The sequence below is a fragment of the Streptomyces sp. NPDC037410 genome (genome assembly GCF_055602235.1).
The window spans coordinates 389,968-408,927 of record NZ_JBVJWR010000002.1 but is presented as its reverse complement, the minus strand read 5'-3'; the positions used below and the strand labels follow the sequence as shown (position 1 = coordinate 408,927).

Genomic DNA, 18,960 nt, shown 5'->3' with positions numbered 1-18,960 from the left:
GCGCCTGCGCCATCCGGCCCACACGTACGGGTCCGGCCGCCGCCCCGGCGCCCACGCCATCCCCACACGTACGCGGCGGGACCGCCCGGCGCCCACGCCATCCGGCCCGCACGGACGCGGACCGACGGCCGCCCCGACCCCCGTGCCATCCGGCCCCCACGTACGAGGTCCGACCGCCCGGCCCGCGCCATCCGGCCTTACGCGCAGGGGGCCCAACCGCCCCGGCGGCCGCTCTCAGCGCGTCGCCGCGGACCCGGTCCGGTATCCGGCTGCGACCAGGGCCGTGGCCACCAGGACGACCGCGCCCACCGTGCGCAGCGCCGGGCTCATCGCGTCGGCGAAGGTCGCCGTTCCCGCGGTGGCGTCGTGGACGGCGAGCACGGTGCCGGTGACGGCCACGCCGAGCGCGGCGCCCATCTCCCGGGCCGAGGTGCCGAGGCCGGAGCCGAGACCGGCCTGGTGCGCGGGGAGGGCGGAGACGACGCCGACGGTGAGGGCGGGCATGCACAGGCCGGTTCCCGCCGAGATCACCAGGAGCCAGCAGGCGTACAGCGCGTACGGGGTGGCCGCGCCGGCGGTGGAGGCGCCGAGGAGTCCGGCGCCGATGAGGAACAGCCCGGTGGTGACGGCGGGGCGCGGCCCGGAGGCGGCCTGCCAGCGGGTCGAGACCTTGGGGAAGAGGGCCATGCCGATCGTGAGCGGGACGATCGCGAGTCCGGTGACGGCGGGGCCGTACCCCTTGACGTACTGCAGGTACTGCGAGTTCGCGTAGAAGAGCGAGAAGAGGCCGAAGAACCCGGTGGCCGTGCCGAGGACGGCGGCGCGCAGCTGCCGGGACCGGAAGACCCGCGGGTCGAACAGCGCGGCCGGCGAGCGGAGCGCGTACCAGGTGAAGAGCCCGGTCAGCACCGCGCCCACCGCGAAGAGGACGAGGATGCGGGGCGAGGTCCAGCCGTACGCCGGGCCTTCGATGATGCCCGCGAGGACGGCGACCAGGGCCGCGACGAGCAGCACGGTGCCACGGGGGTCGGGGCGCCCGTGCGGGGAGCGCTCGGTGCGCGGAACGGTGGCGGCGACGGCGAGCGCAAGCAGCGCGGCGAGGGGCACCATCAGCCAGAACAGGGCGCGCCAGGACAGGAACTGGCCCGCCGCTCCCCCGCCGACGTTGCCCGCGAGGCCGCCCAGGCCGATGGCGAGGGTCCAGGACGCCAGGGCCCGGGCCCGGCCTTCCGGTCCGGCGAGCTGCACGAGGATCGACATGGTCGCGGGCATGATGCAGGCGGCCCCGGCGCCGGACACCCCGCGGCCGGCGATCAGCAGCGCGGGCGACGTGGCCAGGGCGCTCAGCGCCGCCCCTGCGGCGAACACGGCGAGACCGGCGAGGAGCACGCCCTTGCGGCCGCGGCGGTCGCCGAGTGCTCCGGCGGGGATGAGCAGTCCGGCGAAGACGATGACGTACGCGTCCACCGTCCACAGCAGCTCGGTGGAGGACGGGTGGAGGGCGGAGGCGGCCAGTTGGGGGATGAGGAGGTTGATGGCGGCGACCATGCTCTGGGCGACGAGGACGCAGGCGCACAGGGCGAGCAGGGTCGACCGCCTGAGCACGTTCGGCGCGGTGCCGGCCGGGGCGGAGGCGGGTGGTGAGAGGGCAGCGGAAGACATGGCTCCTCCAGGGAGCTTCGTGGTCGGGGGATGTGCGTTCACCGTAGGCTCGGCAGGTGGATTACTTCCAGTGCATCTTTTGCAAGGAGTGAGTGCGTGTGACGCAATCCGTGGGCGCCACCGGTCTCGACCTGAACCTTCTGCTCGCCCTCGACGTGTTGTTGGAGGAGCAGAGCGTGCGGGGAGCGGCCCGGCGGCTGCATCTGTCCGAGCCGGCCACCAGCCGTACGCTGGGCCGGATCCGCAAGGCGCTCGGGGATCCGATCCTGGTGCGCGCCGGGCGCGCGATGGTGCCGACGCCGTACGCCCTGTCGGTACGGGTCGAGGTCGGCGCGGTCGTGGAGCGGGCCAGGGCGCTGTTCGCGGCCTCGGGCCCGACCGATGTCCGCACCGTCGCGCGCACGTTCACGGTGCTGGGCCAGGACTCGCATCCCGCCCTGCTCGGCCCCGCGCTCCTCGCGCGCGCCGGCCGGGAGGCCCCGCGGGTGCGGCTGCGGTTCCTGAACGAGAGCCACATCGACGCGCCGACGCTGCGGGAGGGTGTCGCCGACCTGGAGATCGGGGTCATCGACACCGTCCATCCCGAGGTGCACACCGAACACCTCCTGGACGACCGCATGCTGGCGGTGGCCCGCGCCGGGCACCCGCTCCTCCGGGGGCGCCTGACGCGGCGGAGGTTCGCGGCGGACGCGGACCATCTGGTCGTCTCGCGCCGGGGACGGCTGCACGGCCCCGTCGACGACGCGCTGGCCGAGCACGGCCTGCGGCGGCGGGTCGCGGCGAGCGTCGGCACGTACCCGGCGTCGCTGTTCATCCTCCGCGACACCGACCTCGTCGGCCTGATCAGCGCACGGAGCCGCTCCCTGGCCGAGTCCCTCGGGCTCGTCACCTTCGACGTCCCCCTCGACCTGCCGCCGCTGCCGGTCGGCCTCGCCTGGCATCCGCGCCATGACGCCGACCCGGCGCACGCGTGGCTGCGCGGGTGCGTACGGGACCTGATGCTGGACCCGTCCGACTGAGACGGCCGGGAGCCGACGGGCGCGGGCGGGCTCCGACGGGCGGGAAGCAGGGCCCGGTGCGAGGCTGAGCCGTACAGGACCGCGAAAGGGAATCGTCATGCTCTCCACCGCCTTCGTACCGGGCTCCCCCTGCTGGCTCGACCTCGGCGCCCCCGACGTACCGGCCGCCGCCGCCTTCTACGGCGGTGCGTTCGGCTGGGAATTCGAGTCCATGGGAGAGGGACAGGACGCGGAGGGCGGGATGTTCCGGAGGGACGGCAAGATCGTGGCCGGGCTCGGCGAGCTGACCGAGCCGGGGGCCCGCTCGGCCTGGATGATCTACTACGCCGTCACCGACGCGGACGCCACGACCCGGGCGGTGGAGCGCGCGGGCGGCACGGTGCGGGTGGCGCCGAAGAGCTTCGGCGAGGAGGGCAGGATGGCCCAGTACAGCGACCCGCTGGGGGGACAGTTCGCCGTCTGGCAGGCGGGCGAGACCAAGGGCTTCGAGCTCGTGGACGCGCCCGGATCGCTGAGCTGGACCGAGCTGTACACGAGCGACGCGGCGGCCGCGAAGGAGTTCTACGGCGACGTCTTCGGCTGGCAGTTCGCCGACATGGACCTGCCGGGCGACATGGGCACGTACACCCTCATCACCCCGGCGGGACTGCCCCAGGAGCGCATGCACGGCGGTCTCCTGCAGGTGCCCGCCGACGCCCTGACCCTCGCGGGCGGACGGCCGTACTGGCACCCCGTCTTCGACGTCGAGGACTGCGACGCCACGGTCACCAAGATCACCGCGATCGGCGGCGGGCTGCAGATGGGGCCGCAGGACATGGAGGGGGTCGGCCGGCTCGCCGTCTGCCTGGACCCGTCGGACGCCGACTTCGTGGTCCTCACCCCGCCCGCCGGCTGAGCGGTCTCCGCTCTGGTCCCGGACCGCGGGTCACGTGAGAATGCCCCCATGGCCGATGCAGCAGAGACACCGCCGGAGCAGGAAGCCGTCCGCGTCGAGCGCGACGGGCCGGTGACCACGGTGGTCCTGTCGCGGCCCGCCGCCCGCAATGCCGTGGACGGGCCGACGGCCCGTCACCTCGCCGATGCCTTCCGGGCGTTCGAGGCGGACGAGGAGGCCTCGGTCGCGGTGCTGTGGGGCGAGGGCGGCACGTTCTGCGCGGGCGCCGACCTCAAGGCCATCGGCACCGAGCGCGGGAACCGCGTGGAGCCCGACGGCGACGGCCCGATGGGACCGACCCGGCTGCGCCTGACGAAGCCGGTCATCGCCGCCGTCAGCGGCCACGCCGTGGCCGGCGGCCTCGAACTGGCCCTGTGGTGCGATCTGCGCGTGGTCGAGGAGGACGCGGTCCTCGGCGTGTTCTGCCGCCGGTGGGGAGTGCCGCTGATCGACGGCGGCACGGTCCGGCTGCCGCGGCTGATCGGCGAGAGCCGCGCCATGGACCTGATCCTGACCGGCCGGCCGGTCCCGGCCGCCGAGGCGTACGCGATCGGGCTCGCCAACCGTCTCGTCCCGCCGGGCCGGGCGCGGGCCGCCGCGGAGCAACTCGCCCGGGAGATCGCCGCGTTCCCCCAGCTGTGCCTGCGCCACGACCGCCTCTCCGTCCGCGAGCAGCACGGCCTGCCCGAGCCGGAGGCCCTGGCCTCCGAACTGCGCCACGGCATGGTGCCCCTGACGGCCGGCGAAACCCTCACGGGCGCCGCCCGCTTCACCTCCGGCGCGGGCCGTCACGGCTCCTTCGGCGCCTGAGCCCTCGCCCGGCCCGGGGCGGTGCGGGCCCGGGTCATTCGCGTATCCGGTAGAGCCGGATGTCGCGGTTGACGAAGAGGTGGACGTAGCCGCAGGACCAGCAGATCAGACCGGTCGCCGACTCGTTCGCCCAGGCCATGTTGAAGAACTCCATGCCCGTGCTGTTCAGCTTCACCTCCCGCTCACGGAAGGTGTCGCTGTCGCACACCTGGCAGCGGATCTCCTTCTTTCCGATCGCCGCGTGCACCGGCTTGGCCATGCTGTGTCTCTCTTCCTCCGCCTGTTCGGGCGGTGTTCCGGGACGGGTGCCGCGCGTCCGTCGCGCGGGTGATCGCCGTCTCGACGGCCGTGATGCGGTCGGCGAGCAGGGCGAGGGCGGCGACCGCGCGGGTCCGCGGGTCGTCGCCGGTGGCCCCGAGCACGAGGGCGCGGTGGTGGGCGGCGTTCAGTTCCGTCCGCCGGGCGGCCTGTGCCGGGGTGAGGGTGCCGCGCAGGGCGGCGAGGGTGAGGAGGTTGGACTCGGCCTCGGTGGTCAGCGTCTGGGCCTCGGCGGTGTAGTGGTCGTCGATCAGGGCGGCGAGTTCGGCGTCGTCCATGACGGGCGAGATGCGGGCCGTGATCTTGTTCATCGTACGGTACGACCCCTGGAGCCGGAACGGCGGTTCCGTGCGGGCCTCTTCGGCGGTGGCGGCGGACGCGATGTACTCCTCGTTGACGGCGAGGACCGTCTCCCGGGCGGTGAGGAGGTGCCGGAGGACGGCGAGGACCCGGTCGAGTTCGGCCGGGGCGTACGGGTGGGTCAGCCGGTCGCGGCGCGCGCCCGGGTCCCCGGCGGCGAGCCGGGTCAGGAGCTCCAGGTCGGCGCGGTCGCGGCCGGCGAGCGGGGCGAGGAGCGGGTGGGAGGTGAGGGCGTTCTCGACGAAGCTGAAGGCGAAGGCCTCGTCCTTGCCGGTGAGCACGTCGCCGAGGTTCCACACGTCGGCCCGGTCGGCGAGCATGTCGGGCACGCGGAAGGCGCGTCCCGACTCGGTGTACGGATTGCCGGCCATGCAGACGGCGAAGCGCTTTCCGCGCAGGTCGTGCCCGTCGAGGGTCCGGGTGGCGTCGCAGAGGGGGATGAACCTCTGCAGGAACTCCGGCGAGGTGTGCTGGATGTCGTCGACGTACAGCAGGACGTTGTTGGCGGCGGCCAGGGCGAAGGTGATCTTCTCCAGCTCCCGGCGGGCGGCGGCGTCGGGCGCCGCGGCGGGATCGAGAGAGGTCGTTCGCTGTCCGAGGGCGGGGCCGTCGACCTTGACGAGGAGCAGGCCGAGTCGTTCGGCGACGTACTCGATCAGGGTGGTCTTGCCGTAGCCGGGCGGGGAGAGGAGCAGCAGCAGTCCGTGGGAGTCGCTGCGTTTGGCGTCCCCGGCCGCGCCGAGCTGCTTGGCGAGGTTGTCGCCGACGAGCGGGAGGTAGACCTCGTCGACGAGCCGGTTGCGGACGAAGGACGACATGACCCGGGGGCGGTGGGCGTCGACGCGGAGCCGGGCGCGCTCGGCGGTGAGGAGTTCCGTCCGCTGCCGCTGATAGGCGCGGAAGGCGGGCACGTCGAAGGAGGCGAACTCCCGTGTCCTGGTGAGGAATTCGTCGAGTCTCAGCTCCAACGACCGGTCGTGGACCCTGGGGTGGCTGCCGAGGAGTCCGGTGACCGTGGACGTGGTCGGGGCAGGGACCTCGTAGCGGTCGAGCGCGGGGCACAGTTCGACGGCGACGGCCTCGGCGAGCACGCCCGCGTCGGGGCGCTCGCCGGATGCCGTGACGTACGAGCTGAGCCAGGCCTCGACGAGCTGGCGCCGCGCGCCCGGCCCGGTGAGGGCGGCGAGGCCGTCTGCGTAAGCGGAGGAGGGGACGGCGCGACGGAACCCGGCGAGGAGCGTCCGCGCCTCTCCGGATACCGCGAACCCCTCGGGCCCGCAGGCGAGCTCGTCCGTCAGGTAAGCGGCCACCGCCGCGTCCCCGGTCGCCTCGGCGAGCTCCTTCCTCAGCCCGTCCAGGGCCGCGTCGGTGCCGAAGAGGTCTCGGGCCCGGGTCAGCGAGACCGCCCGGTGGGTCCACTGGGCTCGGGCCTCGGGGGTGGTGGAGTGGGCCCAGAAGATCTGGGCCGCCGCGCGCGCCGCCCCGGAGTGGCGCAGTGGTCCCGCGCCCTCGGTCAGGGCCAGTACCGCTTCCAGGATGCGCGCCGCGTCGTGGTCGTGGACGCCGCGCTCGTAGCCCTCGTCGTAGGCGGTCTCCGCCGCCTGCCGGGCGAGGGCCGCGAGGTCCGTCCCGGCCAGGCCGTCGGTGCCGTGCTCGGCCAGGAGGCGTCCGGCGAGGTGTTCGGCCCGGTAGACCTCCGGCGACTCGGACGGCAGGGTCCGGCCCCAGAGCGGGCGGGTCGCGGCGAAGGCGGGGTCGGTGACGGGCGCGCGGTAGTCGGTGCCGGTCAGGGCCAGGGCGAGTCCGTCCCCGTGGGGTACGAGGGTCAGCTCGGGGGCCTGCCGGGTGACGGCGAAACGGTGGCGGCCGAGGCGGATCGTGGCGCCGCCGTCGGAGAACAGCTCGGTGCGGTCCCGCAGGGCCCGGCCGGCCTCCTGCCGGGCGGCGCCGAGGCGGCTCTCCAGCTCCTCCGCCCGCACCTGGTCGCCGAGTTCGCGCAGTTCGGCGCCGGTGCGCCGGATCCTGGTGACCATGGGGTCGGAGGCGAAGTAGGTGTGTACCTCGTCCAGGTCGGCGAGGGTCGCGGCCCGCCGGGTGACGGCTTCCAGGATCCGGCCGGCCGAATCGGCGAGGCGTTCGGCGCGGCGGGCGCGGGCGTCCTGGAGGGACTGCTTGCGCGCGGTGAAGGCGTCGTGGATCTCGGTGCGCCGCTCGGCGATGCCGGTGAGGAAGCCGTCGTGCTCGGCGAAGCGGGATTCCAGGTTCTCCAGCTGGAGCTGGAGCCGGCCGAGCTGTTCGTCGCAGCGCTCGGGGGTGTCGGCGGCGGCCAGCGCGCCGATGACGGCCTGGCCGAGCAGGGCGAGTTCGGCGGCGAACTCCGCGCGGCCCTCCTGGTCGAGGAGGGCGGCGCGGCGGGCGACGAGGAGGGCGCGGGCGCGGTTGAGGGCGGCCAGGACGTCGGCGATCCGCGCGAGGATCGAGGCGCGGACGGTCGCGTCGCCGATGTCGAGGCCGGTGATGACCTCGCTGAGGGTGCGCAGTTCGTGGGTGTGGGCGTCGATGCGTTCGCCGACGGGGCCGGTGGCGGCGACGGTGGCCAGGGCCTCGGCCTCGGTGGCGAGGCGTTCCGCCGCGGTGTGGTGGGCGGTGAAGGCGTCGTCGCCCTTGAGGAAGGCGACGGCCCGCCGGGCGGCCGAGACGATGTCGGACTCGACGTCGGCGGCGAGGGTGGCGATGCCCGCCGCGTCGGCGTACCGCATGTCCCGCAGGGTCACCAAGTGACCCTGTGCGCGGCGCAGTTCGGTGATGCGGGAGATCCACTCCCCCGCCGTGGCGGGCGCCTCGCCGCGGATGCGGCGGACGAGGCGGCTGATCTCCTGGGCGGAGTCGGCCAGGGCCTCGGCGGCCTGCCGGGTGAGCGCCGTGACGGTCTCGAACTCGTCGAGGACCTGTGCGGCGGTGGTCTTCAGGGAGGTCAGCGCCGTGCCCAGGTCGCCGGCTTCCGGGTCTCCGAGCCAGTGGTGGACGTCGCCCGCGCGCTCGCAGGCGGCGACGAGCGCCCCGTACAGCTCACCGGCGGGTGACGGCTCGGTGGCCTGCCGGGCGATCGACAGGCAGTCGGCGATGCCGCGGACGAGGTCGGCGTTGCCGATGCGCGCCAGCGGGCCGGCCGGCGTGGGGCGCCGGTGGGTGTCGGAGACGTACGGCGTGCGCCAGATCTGCACCGGGTGGACCCGGCCGGGCTCGCCGGGCTCGCCGCGGAGCACGGCCATCGTCCCGTCGTCCAGGAGCGCGTATCCGCGGCAGACGACCGGGTTCGCGATCTGCTTGCCGATCACGTCGTACGGAAGGAGCAGGGTCCGGCCCTCCGCGCGGGCGCGGAAGACGAAGAGGAGGTGCTCGCCGTCGGGCGAACGCACCGCCCGGTCGAAGGCGAGGCCGGCCGTGTCGGTGCCGAAGGTCTTCACGGTGCCGGAGGCGAGGCAGTAGCCGCCGGGGAACACGATCCCCTCGTCCTGGGGCAGCCGCAGGCAGGCCTGTCCGATGCCGTCGAGCCTGACGACGGCCCCGGTCAGGGTGTTGAAGACGAGGTGGCGGCGGACGTCTTCCTTGTACGGGCGGACGCGCACCACGATCAGGGCGCCGACGACCGCGTACGCCACCTCGGCGTCGGCGAGGGACTGCAGCGGCTCGTCGACCGGCTCGGTGTGGACGGCCCCGGCCGTGTCGGTGTCGTCGTCCGTCCTGACCGTGAGCGTCCCGCCGACCGTGGAGACGAACAGCCGGCCTCCGAGGGAGACGCGCGGGTGCCGGCCCGGTACGTGGTCGTCGCGGGTCGTCTCCACCCAGCCGAGGTCGTCGGAGGGAGGGAAGGCGTGGTCGCGCTCGCCCTGGGCGTCGAGGAACCGTGTCTCGCCGGAGGGCCCGAAGGACCAGCGCAGGACCCGCAGGTCGTCGCCCTGCTCCCCGGTCCGGAAGACGGCGAGGATCCGGCCCTCGGTCCGCCGCAGCCGGAGCAGGCGCGCGCCCCGGTAGTAGCGGTGCAGCGCGGAGAACTCCCGGATGAATTCCGGGTCGTCGAGGAGTCCCGGCACCGCCTGCGGGGGCAGTGCGTTCAGGTCGCGGTCGTAGAGGGTGAGGACGTCGGCGACCGGGACCTCGGAGAGCCCGGTGCCGGCGGGCCGGGAGCCGAGGAGGAGCAGTCCGTCGCCGACGGCGAGGACGTCCTGGGGCACGCAGGCGCGCTCGGTGCCGATGCGGCGGGTGTCGGTGAGGGCGAGCTCGCCGGTGCCGAAGGCCGCGATCCGGGCCTCGTTGAGGGTCCCGGCGCGCGCGGCCAGTTCGGCGGCGTGCGCGGCGAGCCGGTCGCGCAGCACCGTGTACGTGTCCTCGTCGATTCCGGCACCCATCTCGTCCCGCTCCTTGTACCGTGGTGAGTACGGGTCCGGTGCCGCCAACTCCCCCGTTTGCCGGCACCGGACCCTCTGTGACCGCTCCCCCCTCCCCCCCCGGGGGGCGGTCAGCTCTTGGCGGCGCCGTTCAGCGCGGCCGTGTCCGCCGGGGCGGCCGTGGCCGGGCCGGGGACCTGCCCGGCGAACTCGCCGGGGTTCACGGCCTTCGCGAGGAGCGCGGAGGCGGCGCTGAGGTTCTGCACGTCGGTCGTGGACAGCGAGCTCAGCACCTTGGTCAGGTCCTCCGTGAAGGAACCGGAGCCGTCCAGCCAGGGGCCGGCGAGCGCCTGCGCGGTCCGGGAGTGGTCGATGAACCCGTCGACCGACCTGCCGAGCGCGATCGACTGCACGAGACGGTCGAGGAAGACCGACTCGCCGCCGACGATGTTGATGTCGGCGTTCTCCAGACCCGTCGCGAGGACGGTGGCCTGCGCCTCGGCGACCTGCCTCTGGACGTCGAGCCCGGCGAGCCGGATCTCCTTCTCGGCTGCCAGGCGCAGCCGGTACTCCTCGTGCGTGCGCGAGGCCTCGTCCAGGGCGGCCATCGCCGCCGCCTTCTCGGTCAGACCGGCCGCTTCGGCCTTCAGCTTCTCGCCGATCGCCGTGGCCTCGGCGAGCGCCCGCTCCCGCGTGCCGACCGCCTCGGCCAGTGCCTTCTCCCGTGTGCCGGCCGCCTCGGCGCGCAGCCGTGCCTCGGTGGCCTCCGCCTCGGCGCGGCCGGTCTTCTCGATCACCTCGGCCTCCATGTCCCGCACCCGTACGGCCGCGAGGCCCTCGGCGGCGGCCTCGGCCTGGACGCCCTCGGCGAGGCGGATCTTGGCGCGGGCGTCCATGTCGGCGGCCTTGTTGCGGGCCTCCGCCAGGGTGAGAGCCTCGGCGGCCTTGTGGACGGCGGCCTGCTCGGCCGCCTCCGCCGCCTTGATGTCCTTGACGAGCTTCTCCTGCGCCTCGGCCTCGGCGGCGATGACGACGGCCTGCCGGGTGCGCTCGGCCTCCTCGACCATGCGCAGCCGCTTGATGGACTCCTCCTGCTCGGCGACCGTACGGTCCACCGCGACCCGCTCCCGGATGACCTCGGCGATCTCCCGGCGCTCGGCCTCGACCTCCTTGTCGGCCGCGATACGGGTGAGCTGGGTCTCCCGCTCGCGGGCGATGACCTCCAGGAGGCGGTCCTTCTCGATCCGCTCGTTCTCGACGGCGATGACCCGCTCGCGGTTCTTCTGCGCCACGGCGACCTCGCGGGCCTGGTTCTCGCGCTGGACCCCGAGCTGCTCCTCGGTCCTGAGGAAGGCGCTCTGCGCCCGCAGCCGCTCCTCCTCCACGACGCGCGCGGTCTCCGCCTCCTCGCGTGCCCGCGAGGTCTCGATCTCCCGCTTCTGCTTGATCTCCGCGTCGGCCTGGCGCCGCTCCAGCTCCAGGATGGCCTCGCGGGCGTCGACGTTCTGCCGGGTGATCTCCTTCTGCTCGTTCTTCCGGTACTCGTTCGTCCGGACGTTCTCCACGGCCGTCAGCTCGGTGATCTTGCGGATGCCCTGGGCGTCGAGGATGTTGCCGGGGTCGAGCTGGCTCAGCGGCGTCTGTTCGACGTGGTCGATGGCGGCGTCCTCCAGGTGGTACCCGTTGAGGTCGATGCCGATGAGCTCGATGATCCGGAACCGCAGTTCCTCGCGCTTGGTGTAGAGGTCGGTGAAGTCGAGCTGCTTGCCGACGGTCTTGACGGCCTCGGAGAACTTGGCGTGGAACAGCTCCTCCAGGGTCTCCTTGTGGCTGGCCCGGGCGGTGCCGATGGCCTGCGCGACCTTGATGACGTCCTCGACGGTCTTGTTGACCCGTACGAAGAACGAGATCCGGATGTCGGCGCGGATGTTGTCCCGGCAGATCAGCCCGTCCCGGCCCATCCGGGAGATCTCGAAGGTCTTCACGGAGATGTCCATGACCTCGGCCTTGTGCAGGACGGGCAGGACGATCCGGCCCGTGAACGTGACGTCCACCTTGCGCGTCCTGGAGACGATCAGCGCCTTGCCCTGTTCGACCTTGCGGAACAGCCGGCCGGCCGCGAGCAGCACGGCGACCGCGACGAACAGGACCACGGCGACCAGCACGCCGATGCCCCCGGTGATGGCATCCATGAGTACCCCCGCATGTTTCCTTCTCCCGGCAGCGAGCCGCGGCCCGTGCCCTCCCGTGGGGCCATCCTGAGGGAAGATCACACGTCCGGCATTGCCGTGACCCGGCAGTCTTCGGCACCTCCTCGATGCCGGTTGCGGACCCCCGCCGACGGCATGTCACCCTTGATCGCCGCGCGTCAAGAACGCATCAGGGACGCGTAAAACGGGGGAGGAAGCATGACGGAGAGGGAGTCGGCCGAGCGGTACCTGGAGGGGTACGCCGAGATCCTGGCGGAGGCGTGCGCGACCCGGCGCAGGCTCACCCGCGAGGAGCGCGAGGCGCTGGCCGCGCTCGGGGAGCGGGCCGCGGAGGCCGGCATCGGGCTGCGGGCCCTCGTCCGGGCCCATCTCGCCGCCGCCCGGCGGGTCCGCCCCGGCCTGTCGCAGGCCGCCGCCGAGCACCTCCTGAGCGCCGTCGAACAGGCCGTGGACGCCTTCGCCGAGGGGCACGAGCGGTCCCAGCACCTGGCGGTACGTCAGGAGGAGGCGGCCCGGCGGGAGTTCATCGACGACCTGCTCCACGGCCGGAGCGGTCTGGGCCGCCTGGCGGAGCGGGCCGAACACTTCGGGCTGCTCCTGTCGCACGCGCACGCCGTGGCCGTCGCCCGGGGCCCGGATCCGTACAGCGACGGCTACGCGGTCACCCGTACCGTCACCGCCTCCCTCATCGCCCGCTTCGGCAGCCGCCGCATCCTGCTCACCACCAAGGACGGACGGCTGATCTGCGTCGCGCCGGCCGACGAGCCCGAGGTGCTCACCCACTTCGCCAAGCAGGCGTACGCGGCGGCCGACGGCGTCCAGGTGGCCATCGGCCGGGCGCACCCCGGCGCGGGCGGTGTCGTCCACTCGTACGAGGAGGCCCTCAACGCCCTCGCGCTCGCGGCCCGCATGAATCTGGAGCAACCGGTCCTGCACGCCGCCGACCTCCTCGTCTACCCCGTCCTCACCCGCGACCGGCAGGCCATGGCCGAGCTCGTCGGCACCGTGCTCGGTCCGCTCCGGGAGGCCCGGGGCGGCGCGAAGCCCCTCCTCGCCACGCTCACGGCGTACTTCGACTCCGGCTGCGTCACCGCGCAGGCGGCCCGCGTCCTGAGTCTCAGCGTGCGGGCCATGGCGTACCGCCTCGACCGCATCCACCGTCTGACCGGCGCGGACCCCGCCGATCCCGTCCAGCGCTACACCCTCCAGACCGCCGTGATCGGCGCCCGTCTCCTGGACTGGCCCGATCAGCCGCTGTGACACGTCGGGCGGCGGTCACCGGGGGTTCCTTCTGTTTCGGGAGCAGCCACGAACTGATCGCGCATACTGGATAGTTGAACGGTTTCCGGTCGTCTCCGGTGGGCAGGTTTGCAGAGCCGCGGACCGGGCATCGTCCGGCCTCGCGGCACAGCGATGCGGACCGGAGTAAGAAGGAGGTCGGTCCCATGACCGTGCGTGCCGTCGAGCTGCCGCAGTTGTGGATGCCCCACGCGCTGCGGGTGAATCCGTATCTGCCCGCCCTGCACGAGGAGAACGAGTCCTGGGCGCGCGGCATGGGGATGCTGGACGACGACCCGTGGTCCCCGGCGCCGAGGCCGGCGATATGGACCCGGTCGAAGTTCCACGCCATGACCGTCGACCAGCTGACCGCCTGGACCCTCCCCGACGCCTCCTTCGACGCCTTACGGCTCAACCACCGGTTCAACATCTGGGCCCTCGCCTGGGACGACTACTTCGCCGCCGCGTTCAAGCAGACCGGTGACCTGCCCGCCGCGCGGGCCTTCACCGCCCGGCTGCACGCCTTCCTGCGGCCCGAACCCGGAGCCCGGCTGCCGGAGCCGGTGAACGCCGTCGAGCGGGGGATCGCCGATCTGCAGCAGCACCTCTTCCCCCCGCGCCTCGCTCACTGGCGGACGGAGTTCAACCGGGCCCTGGCGCGCTATGTCGACGCGGGCGTCGAGGAACTCGCCAACAGCCAGAGCGGCCGCATCCCCCATCTGATCGATTACGCGCCGTTCCGGCGGGAGAGTTTCGCCGCCTATACGGCCCCGTATTCCGTCGAACTGGCCACCGGCGCCCGCATACCCGAACAGATACGGCACACGCGTACCGTCCGTGCCCTGCTCGACGCCTTCATGGATTTCATGGGACTGGCGAACGACGTCGCCTCCTACGAGAGGGAGGTGCACGAGGAGAAGGACGTCAACAACCTGGTCCTCGTCGTCGGGACCTCCCTCGGCATCGCCCTCCACGACGCCGTGCCCGCCGCCCTGAACCTGGTCAACGCCCGGCTGCGGGACTTCGAGCACATCCGGCAGAGCGAACTGCCGCCGCTCGTCCGCCGGTCCGGTCTCGACCGGGACGAGCGGGCCGAACTGGACACCTGGCTCCGAGGAGCCTGCGGCTTCCTCTCCGGCCTGCACGCCTGGTACACCGGAGCGCCCCGCTACGCCGCCGGGGACGGGTCGTTCCCGGAGTGAGGGCAGCGGGGTCGCCCCGGTGCGGTCCTACTTCCCGAACAGGAGGCGCCTGACCCGCGTCAGCCACGAGGCGCGGGGCTGGGGCCCTCGCACCGTCCCGGTACCGGTCGCCTGCACCGGCAGCGGCGGCGGCGCCGGCCTGCCGGTGCTCTGGGCCGGCGGGGCCGGGAGCGGGGCGGGGAGGTCGTCGTCCTGGGGCGGGCGGGCGGCGAAGGTCACGGGCAGGGCCGTGAGGTGCCGGGCCCAGGTGGAGGAGCGCCAGCCGAGGCTCTCCTCCGGGACGGCCAGGGCGATGTCGGGAAGCCGGGTGAGCAGGATGTCGATGCCCGCGTCGGCGATGATGCGGCCGATGTCCTGGCCGGGGCATTCGTGCGTGCCGGCGCTGAAGGACAGGTGGGCGCGGTTGTGGTGCACGGGGGTGTCGGCGTCCGGGCGGATCGCCTCGTCGACGTTGCCCGCGGCCAGACCGAGGAGGAGCATGTCCCCCGCCTTGATCTGCTGCCCCCCGAGGGTCGTGTCGTCGTTGGCCCAGCGGCCCGGGCACACCATGAGCGGCGGTTCGTCCCAGAGGACCTGCTCCACGGCCTCCGGCAGGGTCATCTGGCCGCCCGCGAGGGATCCGCGGAAGCGGGGGTCGGTGACGACCATGCGCAGGACGTTGGACATGAGGTTGGCGGTGGTCTCGTAGCCGGCGAGCAGGATGAGCCGCAGGTGGTGCTGGACCTCCTCGTCGGTGAGTCCCGCGGGATGGGCGAGGAGCGCGGAGGCGATGTCGTGCCCCGGCCGTTCGTGTTTCTCGGCGACGAGCTCTTCGAGGCACTTGAGCACGAAGTCGTTGCTGGCGAGCGAGGTCTCGGTGGCCTTGAAGAGGTCACGGGCGGCGTGCACGAGCTGGGGGGCGGCCTCGTCGGACATCCCCAGGAGATGGCTGAGGGTGAGCATGGGCACGGCCTCGGTGAACTGCTCCACCAGCTCGGCCTCGCCGTCCTCGCAGAAGGTGTCGATCACCTGGTGGGCGAAGCGGGTGATGTGGCGCCGGACGCCCCGGTGGTCGAACTGGTTGAGGCCGGCGGTGACCGCGCCGCGCAGCCGCTGGTGCTCCTCGCCGTCCGCGCAGACGCAGTCGGGGCGCCAGCCGATCATCGGGATGAGCGGGGAGGTGGCGGGGTCGATCTCCCCGCTCCGCCAGCCGTGCCAGACGCGGGGGTCGCGGGAGAACTGGGTCGGGCGGCTGGCCACGTCGCGGTTCTCCAGGTAGCCCAGGACCAGCCAGGCGCGTACGTCGCCGTCGAGCAGGACGGGCGCCACCGGGCCGTGGGCGGCGCGCAACTCCTCGTACAGGCCCATGGGGTCCGTCGCCGCGGCGGGTCCGTAGAGGCGGGTGGCTCCGCCGGGGCCGTCGCCGATGTGGGCCGGGCAGCCGGGGGGCGGGACCGCGCCGGGCTGTGCGGTGGCGTGTTCGGTGGGTGGGACGGTCATGCGGTCTCCTGGGCGGCGGCGAGGGTGTACAGGTAGCCCATCAGCGCGAGCAGGGCGTCGCGGCAGGACGCCCGGTCCCGAGCGTCACAGGTGACGATGGGCACGGTTTCACTGAGGGCCAGAGCGGCGCGCAGGTCACCGAGGGGGTACTGCGGGGCCTCCGGGAAGGTGTTGACGGCCACGACGAACGGGACGCGGCGGTCCTCGAGCCGGGTGATGACTTCGAAGGAGACCTCGATCCTGCGGGTGTCGACGAGGACCACGGCGCCGAGCGCGCCTTCGAAGATGCCGTTCCACAGGAACCAGAAGCGCTCCTGTCCGGGGGTTCCGAACAGGTAGAGGATGAGCTCCTCGTTGATGCTGATCCGTCCGAAGTCCATCGCGACGGTCGTGGTCTTCTTGTCCTTGGCACCGGGGTTGTGGTCGATCCCGACGCCCGCCTGCGTCATGGTCTCCTCGGTGGTCAGGGGCGGGATCTCGCTCACCGCCCCGACCATGGTGGTCTTGCCGACCCCGAAGCCGCCGACGACCACGACCTTGACTCCTCTGGCCCCGTGGGACAGCAGCAGGTCGCCGTCGTGCCGGACGGCTTCGCGTACGTCAGAGCTTGCGTAGTCCATGGATCACCGCCTCCAGTAGGCCGCGTTCGGGATATGCCGCCACCGGCACGGGTGCGATCGCCTCGACCCGCTCCTCCTCGACGAGCGTGGAGAGCAGCACGGTGACGACGCTGAAAGGGAGGCTGAGGTATGCGGAGACCTCGGCGACCGAGAGGGGGTACGAGCAGAGGGAGAGGATGGACGCTTGCTCGGGCTGCATGGCGGGGTCGGGCTCGGACCTGGTCGCGATGAGGGTGACCAGGTTGAAGGTCTTGGCCGAGGAGTCCTGGCCGCCGGTAATGACGTAGAGCGGGACGGGTGTGCCTTCATTCCAGGGGCCCTGGTTCTCCGATGTCACATCGCCTGCCCGACGTCCTCACGGGGAGGGCTGGTCATGTGCTGGCCGATCCGGATCACCAGCGTCCGCATGCGGTCGCCGAGGAGTCCGGCGTCCACCTCCGGGTCGGCGAGGACCGCGAGATAGGCGCCGGGGCCGGCCGCCATCATGGAGAAGTAGCCGCCGTCGGCTTCGATCCCGACCATCCGCGTCGATCCGTCCCCCTCCGGGAACATCTGCGCGATGGCCCGCGCCAGGCTCTGGATGCCGGAGCAGGCGGCGGCGATCGCGTCGGCGGTGTCGGGGGCCGTGTTCGCCTGCCCGATGCACAGGCCGTCCGACGACAGGACGACCACGTGTCGCACGTACGGGACGCTGCCCACGAGCTCCGTGAGCATCCAGTCCATGTTCGGCAGTGGCTGCATGTTACTCGTCCTCATCTGACGGCTCGCTGGGGGAAGGGGAGGGGTCGGCGACCGGTTTCCTGTCGCCTCTCTTGTCGCCGTGGAACGCCTCCCACATCAGGCCCGGCTGGCGGGCGCCGGCGGAGGTTCCCTTGGAGGCCGCCGGATCGGCGGGCGCGGGCCCGGTCTGGACGACCGGGGTGGGGACGGGCGACTCGCGTCGTCTCTGCGGGAGCACGGGAGACTCCCGTCGTCGTTGCGGGAGTCCGTTGGCGGTCTTCCTGACCTCGCCGGTTCCCGTGGCGGCGTCGGGCGCCGGTGTCGGCCGGGGCAGGAGGGGTCCGCCGGCCTTGCGCTTCCGGATGTGGTCCGGGATCCGCAGGGCGGACGGCGGGACGGTGGTGATCAGCCGGCGGGGCACGAGCACCACGGCCCGTACGCCTCCGTAGGCGGAGGTGCGCAGGTCGACCTCGCAGCCGTGCTCGCGGGCCAGCCGGCTGACGACCGGGAGGCCGAGCTGGGTGAGCTCGCCCAGGCCCGACAGGTTGATGCTGGTCTGCGACTGCGCCATGACGCGCTCGACGCGCTGCCGGACCTCTTCGGTGAGCCCGACGCCGCGGTCCTCGATCTCGATGGCGATGCCGGAGGGCACCTCGCTCGCGGTCACCTCCACGGGGGTGTGCGGCGGCGAGAACGTCGTGGCGTTGTCGAGGAGTTCGGCGAGCAGGTGCATCAGCGGCTCGGCGCCGGGGCCGATCACCGCGACCTCCGTCACCGAGGTCAGCTTCACCCGGGGGTAGTCGACGATGCGTGACATGGCCCCGCGCAGGACGTCGTAGAGCGGGATCGCCTTCGACCACTGGCGGCCCGGCCGGGCGTCGCCGAGGACCGCGATGCTGGCCGCGAGGCGGCCGATCAGGGCGTTGCGGTGGTCGACGTCCTGCAGGCCGCGGGAGACCACCAGGTCGTTGCCGTGCAGGATCTGCATGGCGTGGAGGTCCTTGGCGAGCTGGTGCACGATCGCCTGGACCCGGCGCGCGACGGCCACGAGGGCGCGCTGGGAGGCGTCCCGGGTGTGCTCCTCGGCCTCGACGGCTTCGAGGAAGGTCCGCATGGCCCCTCTGAGCGCCTCGGTGTAGTCCGGGTCGAGGTGCTTGCCGAAGGTGATGGCGCGCAGGATCTCCGAGGCGGGGTCGCCCCTCTGCAGCCGGGCGACGGTCGCCGGCAGGAGCTCTTCGGCGAGCCAGACGACGGTGGCCCGCTGGTCGGCGAGACGGCCGAGCAGCTCGGCCTCGCGCTGGGCGTGCCGCTCCGCCGCCTCGGCGCCCGCCCGGGTGTGCCGGCCGGCTTCCGCCACGCGTGTTCGGCGCGCGGCCACGGCCGAGGTGAGGGCCGTGAGGAGGACCGCGGCGAGTCCGCACCAGGCGACCGGTGTCCGTATCTGCGCGGGACAGACCAGCAGCGTTATGGCGGTGGCCGCGGCCAGAACTCCGGGAGGGAGGAGCCATACCCGGGCGACTGCGGTCGGCCGGGATCTGGAAATTGAACCTGCACGAACCATCAAGGGGTCCCTAAACCGTCTGAAATGAACGGACCGAGGTATGCGATGCGCCGACGGGTCGCTTCGAGATCGCGTCGATGGCCGCTTTTCTGCACAGCCGCGCTCCGTCCGTGCGCTCGCAGCGTTCATGACTCGCTGTGAGCGCGCCGCAACACATCGGGGAGCATAGTCAGTTCGGGTTCGCCATGTGACCTTGCTGGAAGGAAGGCCTCCACCGGTCATTCCGTGCTCATAAAAACGACCAACTGCGGCATGGAAAATGCAATAAACCGATCAGGTTCTGACTTCTGCCGCACAAAGGAGTGGCCGCCACCCGGACGTCCGGGTGGCGGGCCCCCCTCCCAGAGGGGGAAGGGCTGGGGACCCCCGCGAGGGGCTGGGCCCTCCCCTCCCCTCTTT

Annotated in this window: 14 protein-coding genes; 5 read left to right on the top strand and 9 right to left on the bottom strand. The window is 72.9% G+C overall.

Going from position 1 to position 18,960, the window contains the following annotated elements:
* Positions 1-234: 234 nt before the first annotated feature.
* Complete coding sequence (locus ACZ7HT_RS04755) at positions 235-1,662, bottom strand: MFS transporter (protein WP_471159724.1); 1,428 nt, start codon at positions 1,660-1,662, stop codon at positions 235-237.
* Positions 1,663-1,754: 92 nt separating this feature from the next.
* Here ACZ7HT_RS04755 and ACZ7HT_RS04750 point away from each other — a divergent pair, with 92 nt between their 5' ends.
* The 3 genes from ACZ7HT_RS04750 to ACZ7HT_RS04740 all read left to right on the top strand — a co-directional run bounded on the left by ACZ7HT_RS04750 (position 1,755) and on the right by ACZ7HT_RS04740 (position 4,425).
* Positions 1,755-2,681 (top strand): LysR family transcriptional regulator, encoded by a 927-nt coding sequence (locus ACZ7HT_RS04750; RefSeq protein ID WP_471159721.1) that lies wholly within the window; start codon positions 1,755-1,757, stop codon positions 2,679-2,681.
* A gap of 97 nt (positions 2,682-2,778) precedes the next feature.
* Positions 2,779-3,576, top strand: a complete 798-nt coding sequence (locus ACZ7HT_RS04745; RefSeq protein WP_471159718.1) for a VOC family protein — start codon at positions 2,779-2,781, stop codon at positions 3,574-3,576.
* Positions 3,577-3,624: 48 nt separating this feature from the next.
* Entirely contained in the window at positions 3,625-4,425 is an 801-nt protein-coding gene (locus ACZ7HT_RS04740) for a crotonase/enoyl-CoA hydratase family protein (protein WP_471159716.1), read from the top strand.
* A gap of 34 nt (positions 4,426-4,459) precedes the next feature.
* Here the strand turns inward: ACZ7HT_RS04740 and ACZ7HT_RS04735 are convergent, their stop codons facing one another.
* The 3 genes from ACZ7HT_RS04735 to ACZ7HT_RS04725 form a co-directional block, all read right to left on the bottom strand.
* The gene (locus ACZ7HT_RS04735) at positions 4,460-4,633 is read right to left on the bottom strand and encodes a hypothetical protein (RefSeq protein WP_471159713.1); all 174 of its coding nucleotides are present in this window, start codon (positions 4,631-4,633) and stop codon (positions 4,460-4,462) included.
* A complete protein-coding gene (locus ACZ7HT_RS04730) occupies positions 4,608-9,512 on the bottom strand; it encodes a DNA repair ATPase (RefSeq protein ID WP_471159710.1) in 4,905 nt (1,634 codons plus the stop codon). The genes ACZ7HT_RS04735 and ACZ7HT_RS04730 overlap by 26 nt, the downstream gene beginning before the upstream one ends.
* Positions 9,513-9,622: 110 nt before the next feature.
* A complete protein-coding gene (locus tag ACZ7HT_RS04725; RefSeq protein ID WP_471159708.1) occupies positions 9,623-11,683 on the bottom strand; it encodes a flotillin family protein in 2,061 nt (686 codons plus the stop codon).
* A 216-nt stretch (positions 11,684-11,899) separates the two neighbouring features.
* Between ACZ7HT_RS04725 and ACZ7HT_RS04720 the strand changes: the two genes are divergently transcribed.
* Both ACZ7HT_RS04720 and ACZ7HT_RS04715 read left to right on the top strand, forming a co-directional pair.
* Positions 11,900-12,961 carry a PucR family transcriptional regulator gene (locus ACZ7HT_RS04720; protein ID WP_471159706.1) on the top strand — a complete coding sequence of 354 codons (1,062 nt, stop codon included), beginning with the start codon at positions 11,900-11,902 and terminating at the stop codon, positions 12,959-12,961.
* A gap of 185 nt (positions 12,962-13,146) precedes the next feature.
* A complete protein-coding gene (locus ACZ7HT_RS04715; protein ID WP_471159704.1) occupies positions 13,147-14,181 on the top strand; it encodes a terpene synthase family protein in 1,035 nt (344 codons plus the stop codon).
* Between the two features lie 27 nt (positions 14,182-14,208).
* Here the strand turns inward: ACZ7HT_RS04715 and ACZ7HT_RS04710 are convergent, their stop codons facing one another.
* Genes ACZ7HT_RS04710 through ACZ7HT_RS04690 form a run of 5 tightly spaced genes read right to left on the bottom strand, consistent with a single transcriptional unit; the run spans position 14,209 to position 18,357 of the window.
* Positions 14,209-15,660 carry a cytochrome P450 gene (locus tag ACZ7HT_RS04710; protein WP_471159702.1) on the bottom strand — a complete coding sequence of 484 codons (1,452 nt, stop codon included), beginning with the start codon at positions 15,658-15,660 and terminating at the stop codon, positions 14,209-14,211.
* A complete protein-coding gene (locus ACZ7HT_RS04705; protein ID WP_471159700.1) occupies positions 15,657-16,280 on the bottom strand; it encodes a GTP-binding protein in 624 nt (207 codons plus the stop codon). Before ACZ7HT_RS04705 ends, ACZ7HT_RS04710 begins: the two co-directional genes overlap by 4 nt.
* Positions 16,261-16,617, bottom strand: a complete 357-nt coding sequence (locus ACZ7HT_RS04700; RefSeq protein ID WP_376589029.1) for a DUF742 domain-containing protein — start codon at positions 16,615-16,617, stop codon at positions 16,261-16,263. Before ACZ7HT_RS04700 ends, ACZ7HT_RS04705 begins: the two co-directional genes overlap by 20 nt.
* A complete protein-coding gene (locus tag ACZ7HT_RS04695; RefSeq protein ID WP_246532369.1) occupies positions 16,614-17,021 on the bottom strand; it encodes a roadblock/LC7 domain-containing protein in 408 nt (135 codons plus the stop codon). Before ACZ7HT_RS04695 ends, ACZ7HT_RS04700 begins: the two co-directional genes overlap by 4 nt.
* A gap of 1 nt (position 17,022) precedes the next feature.
* Positions 17,023-18,357: an ATP-binding protein gene (locus tag ACZ7HT_RS04690; RefSeq protein ID WP_471159697.1), complete on the bottom strand. Its 1,335-nt coding sequence runs from the start codon at positions 18,355-18,357 to the stop codon at positions 17,023-17,025.
* Between the last annotated feature and the right edge of the window lie 603 nt (positions 18,358-18,960).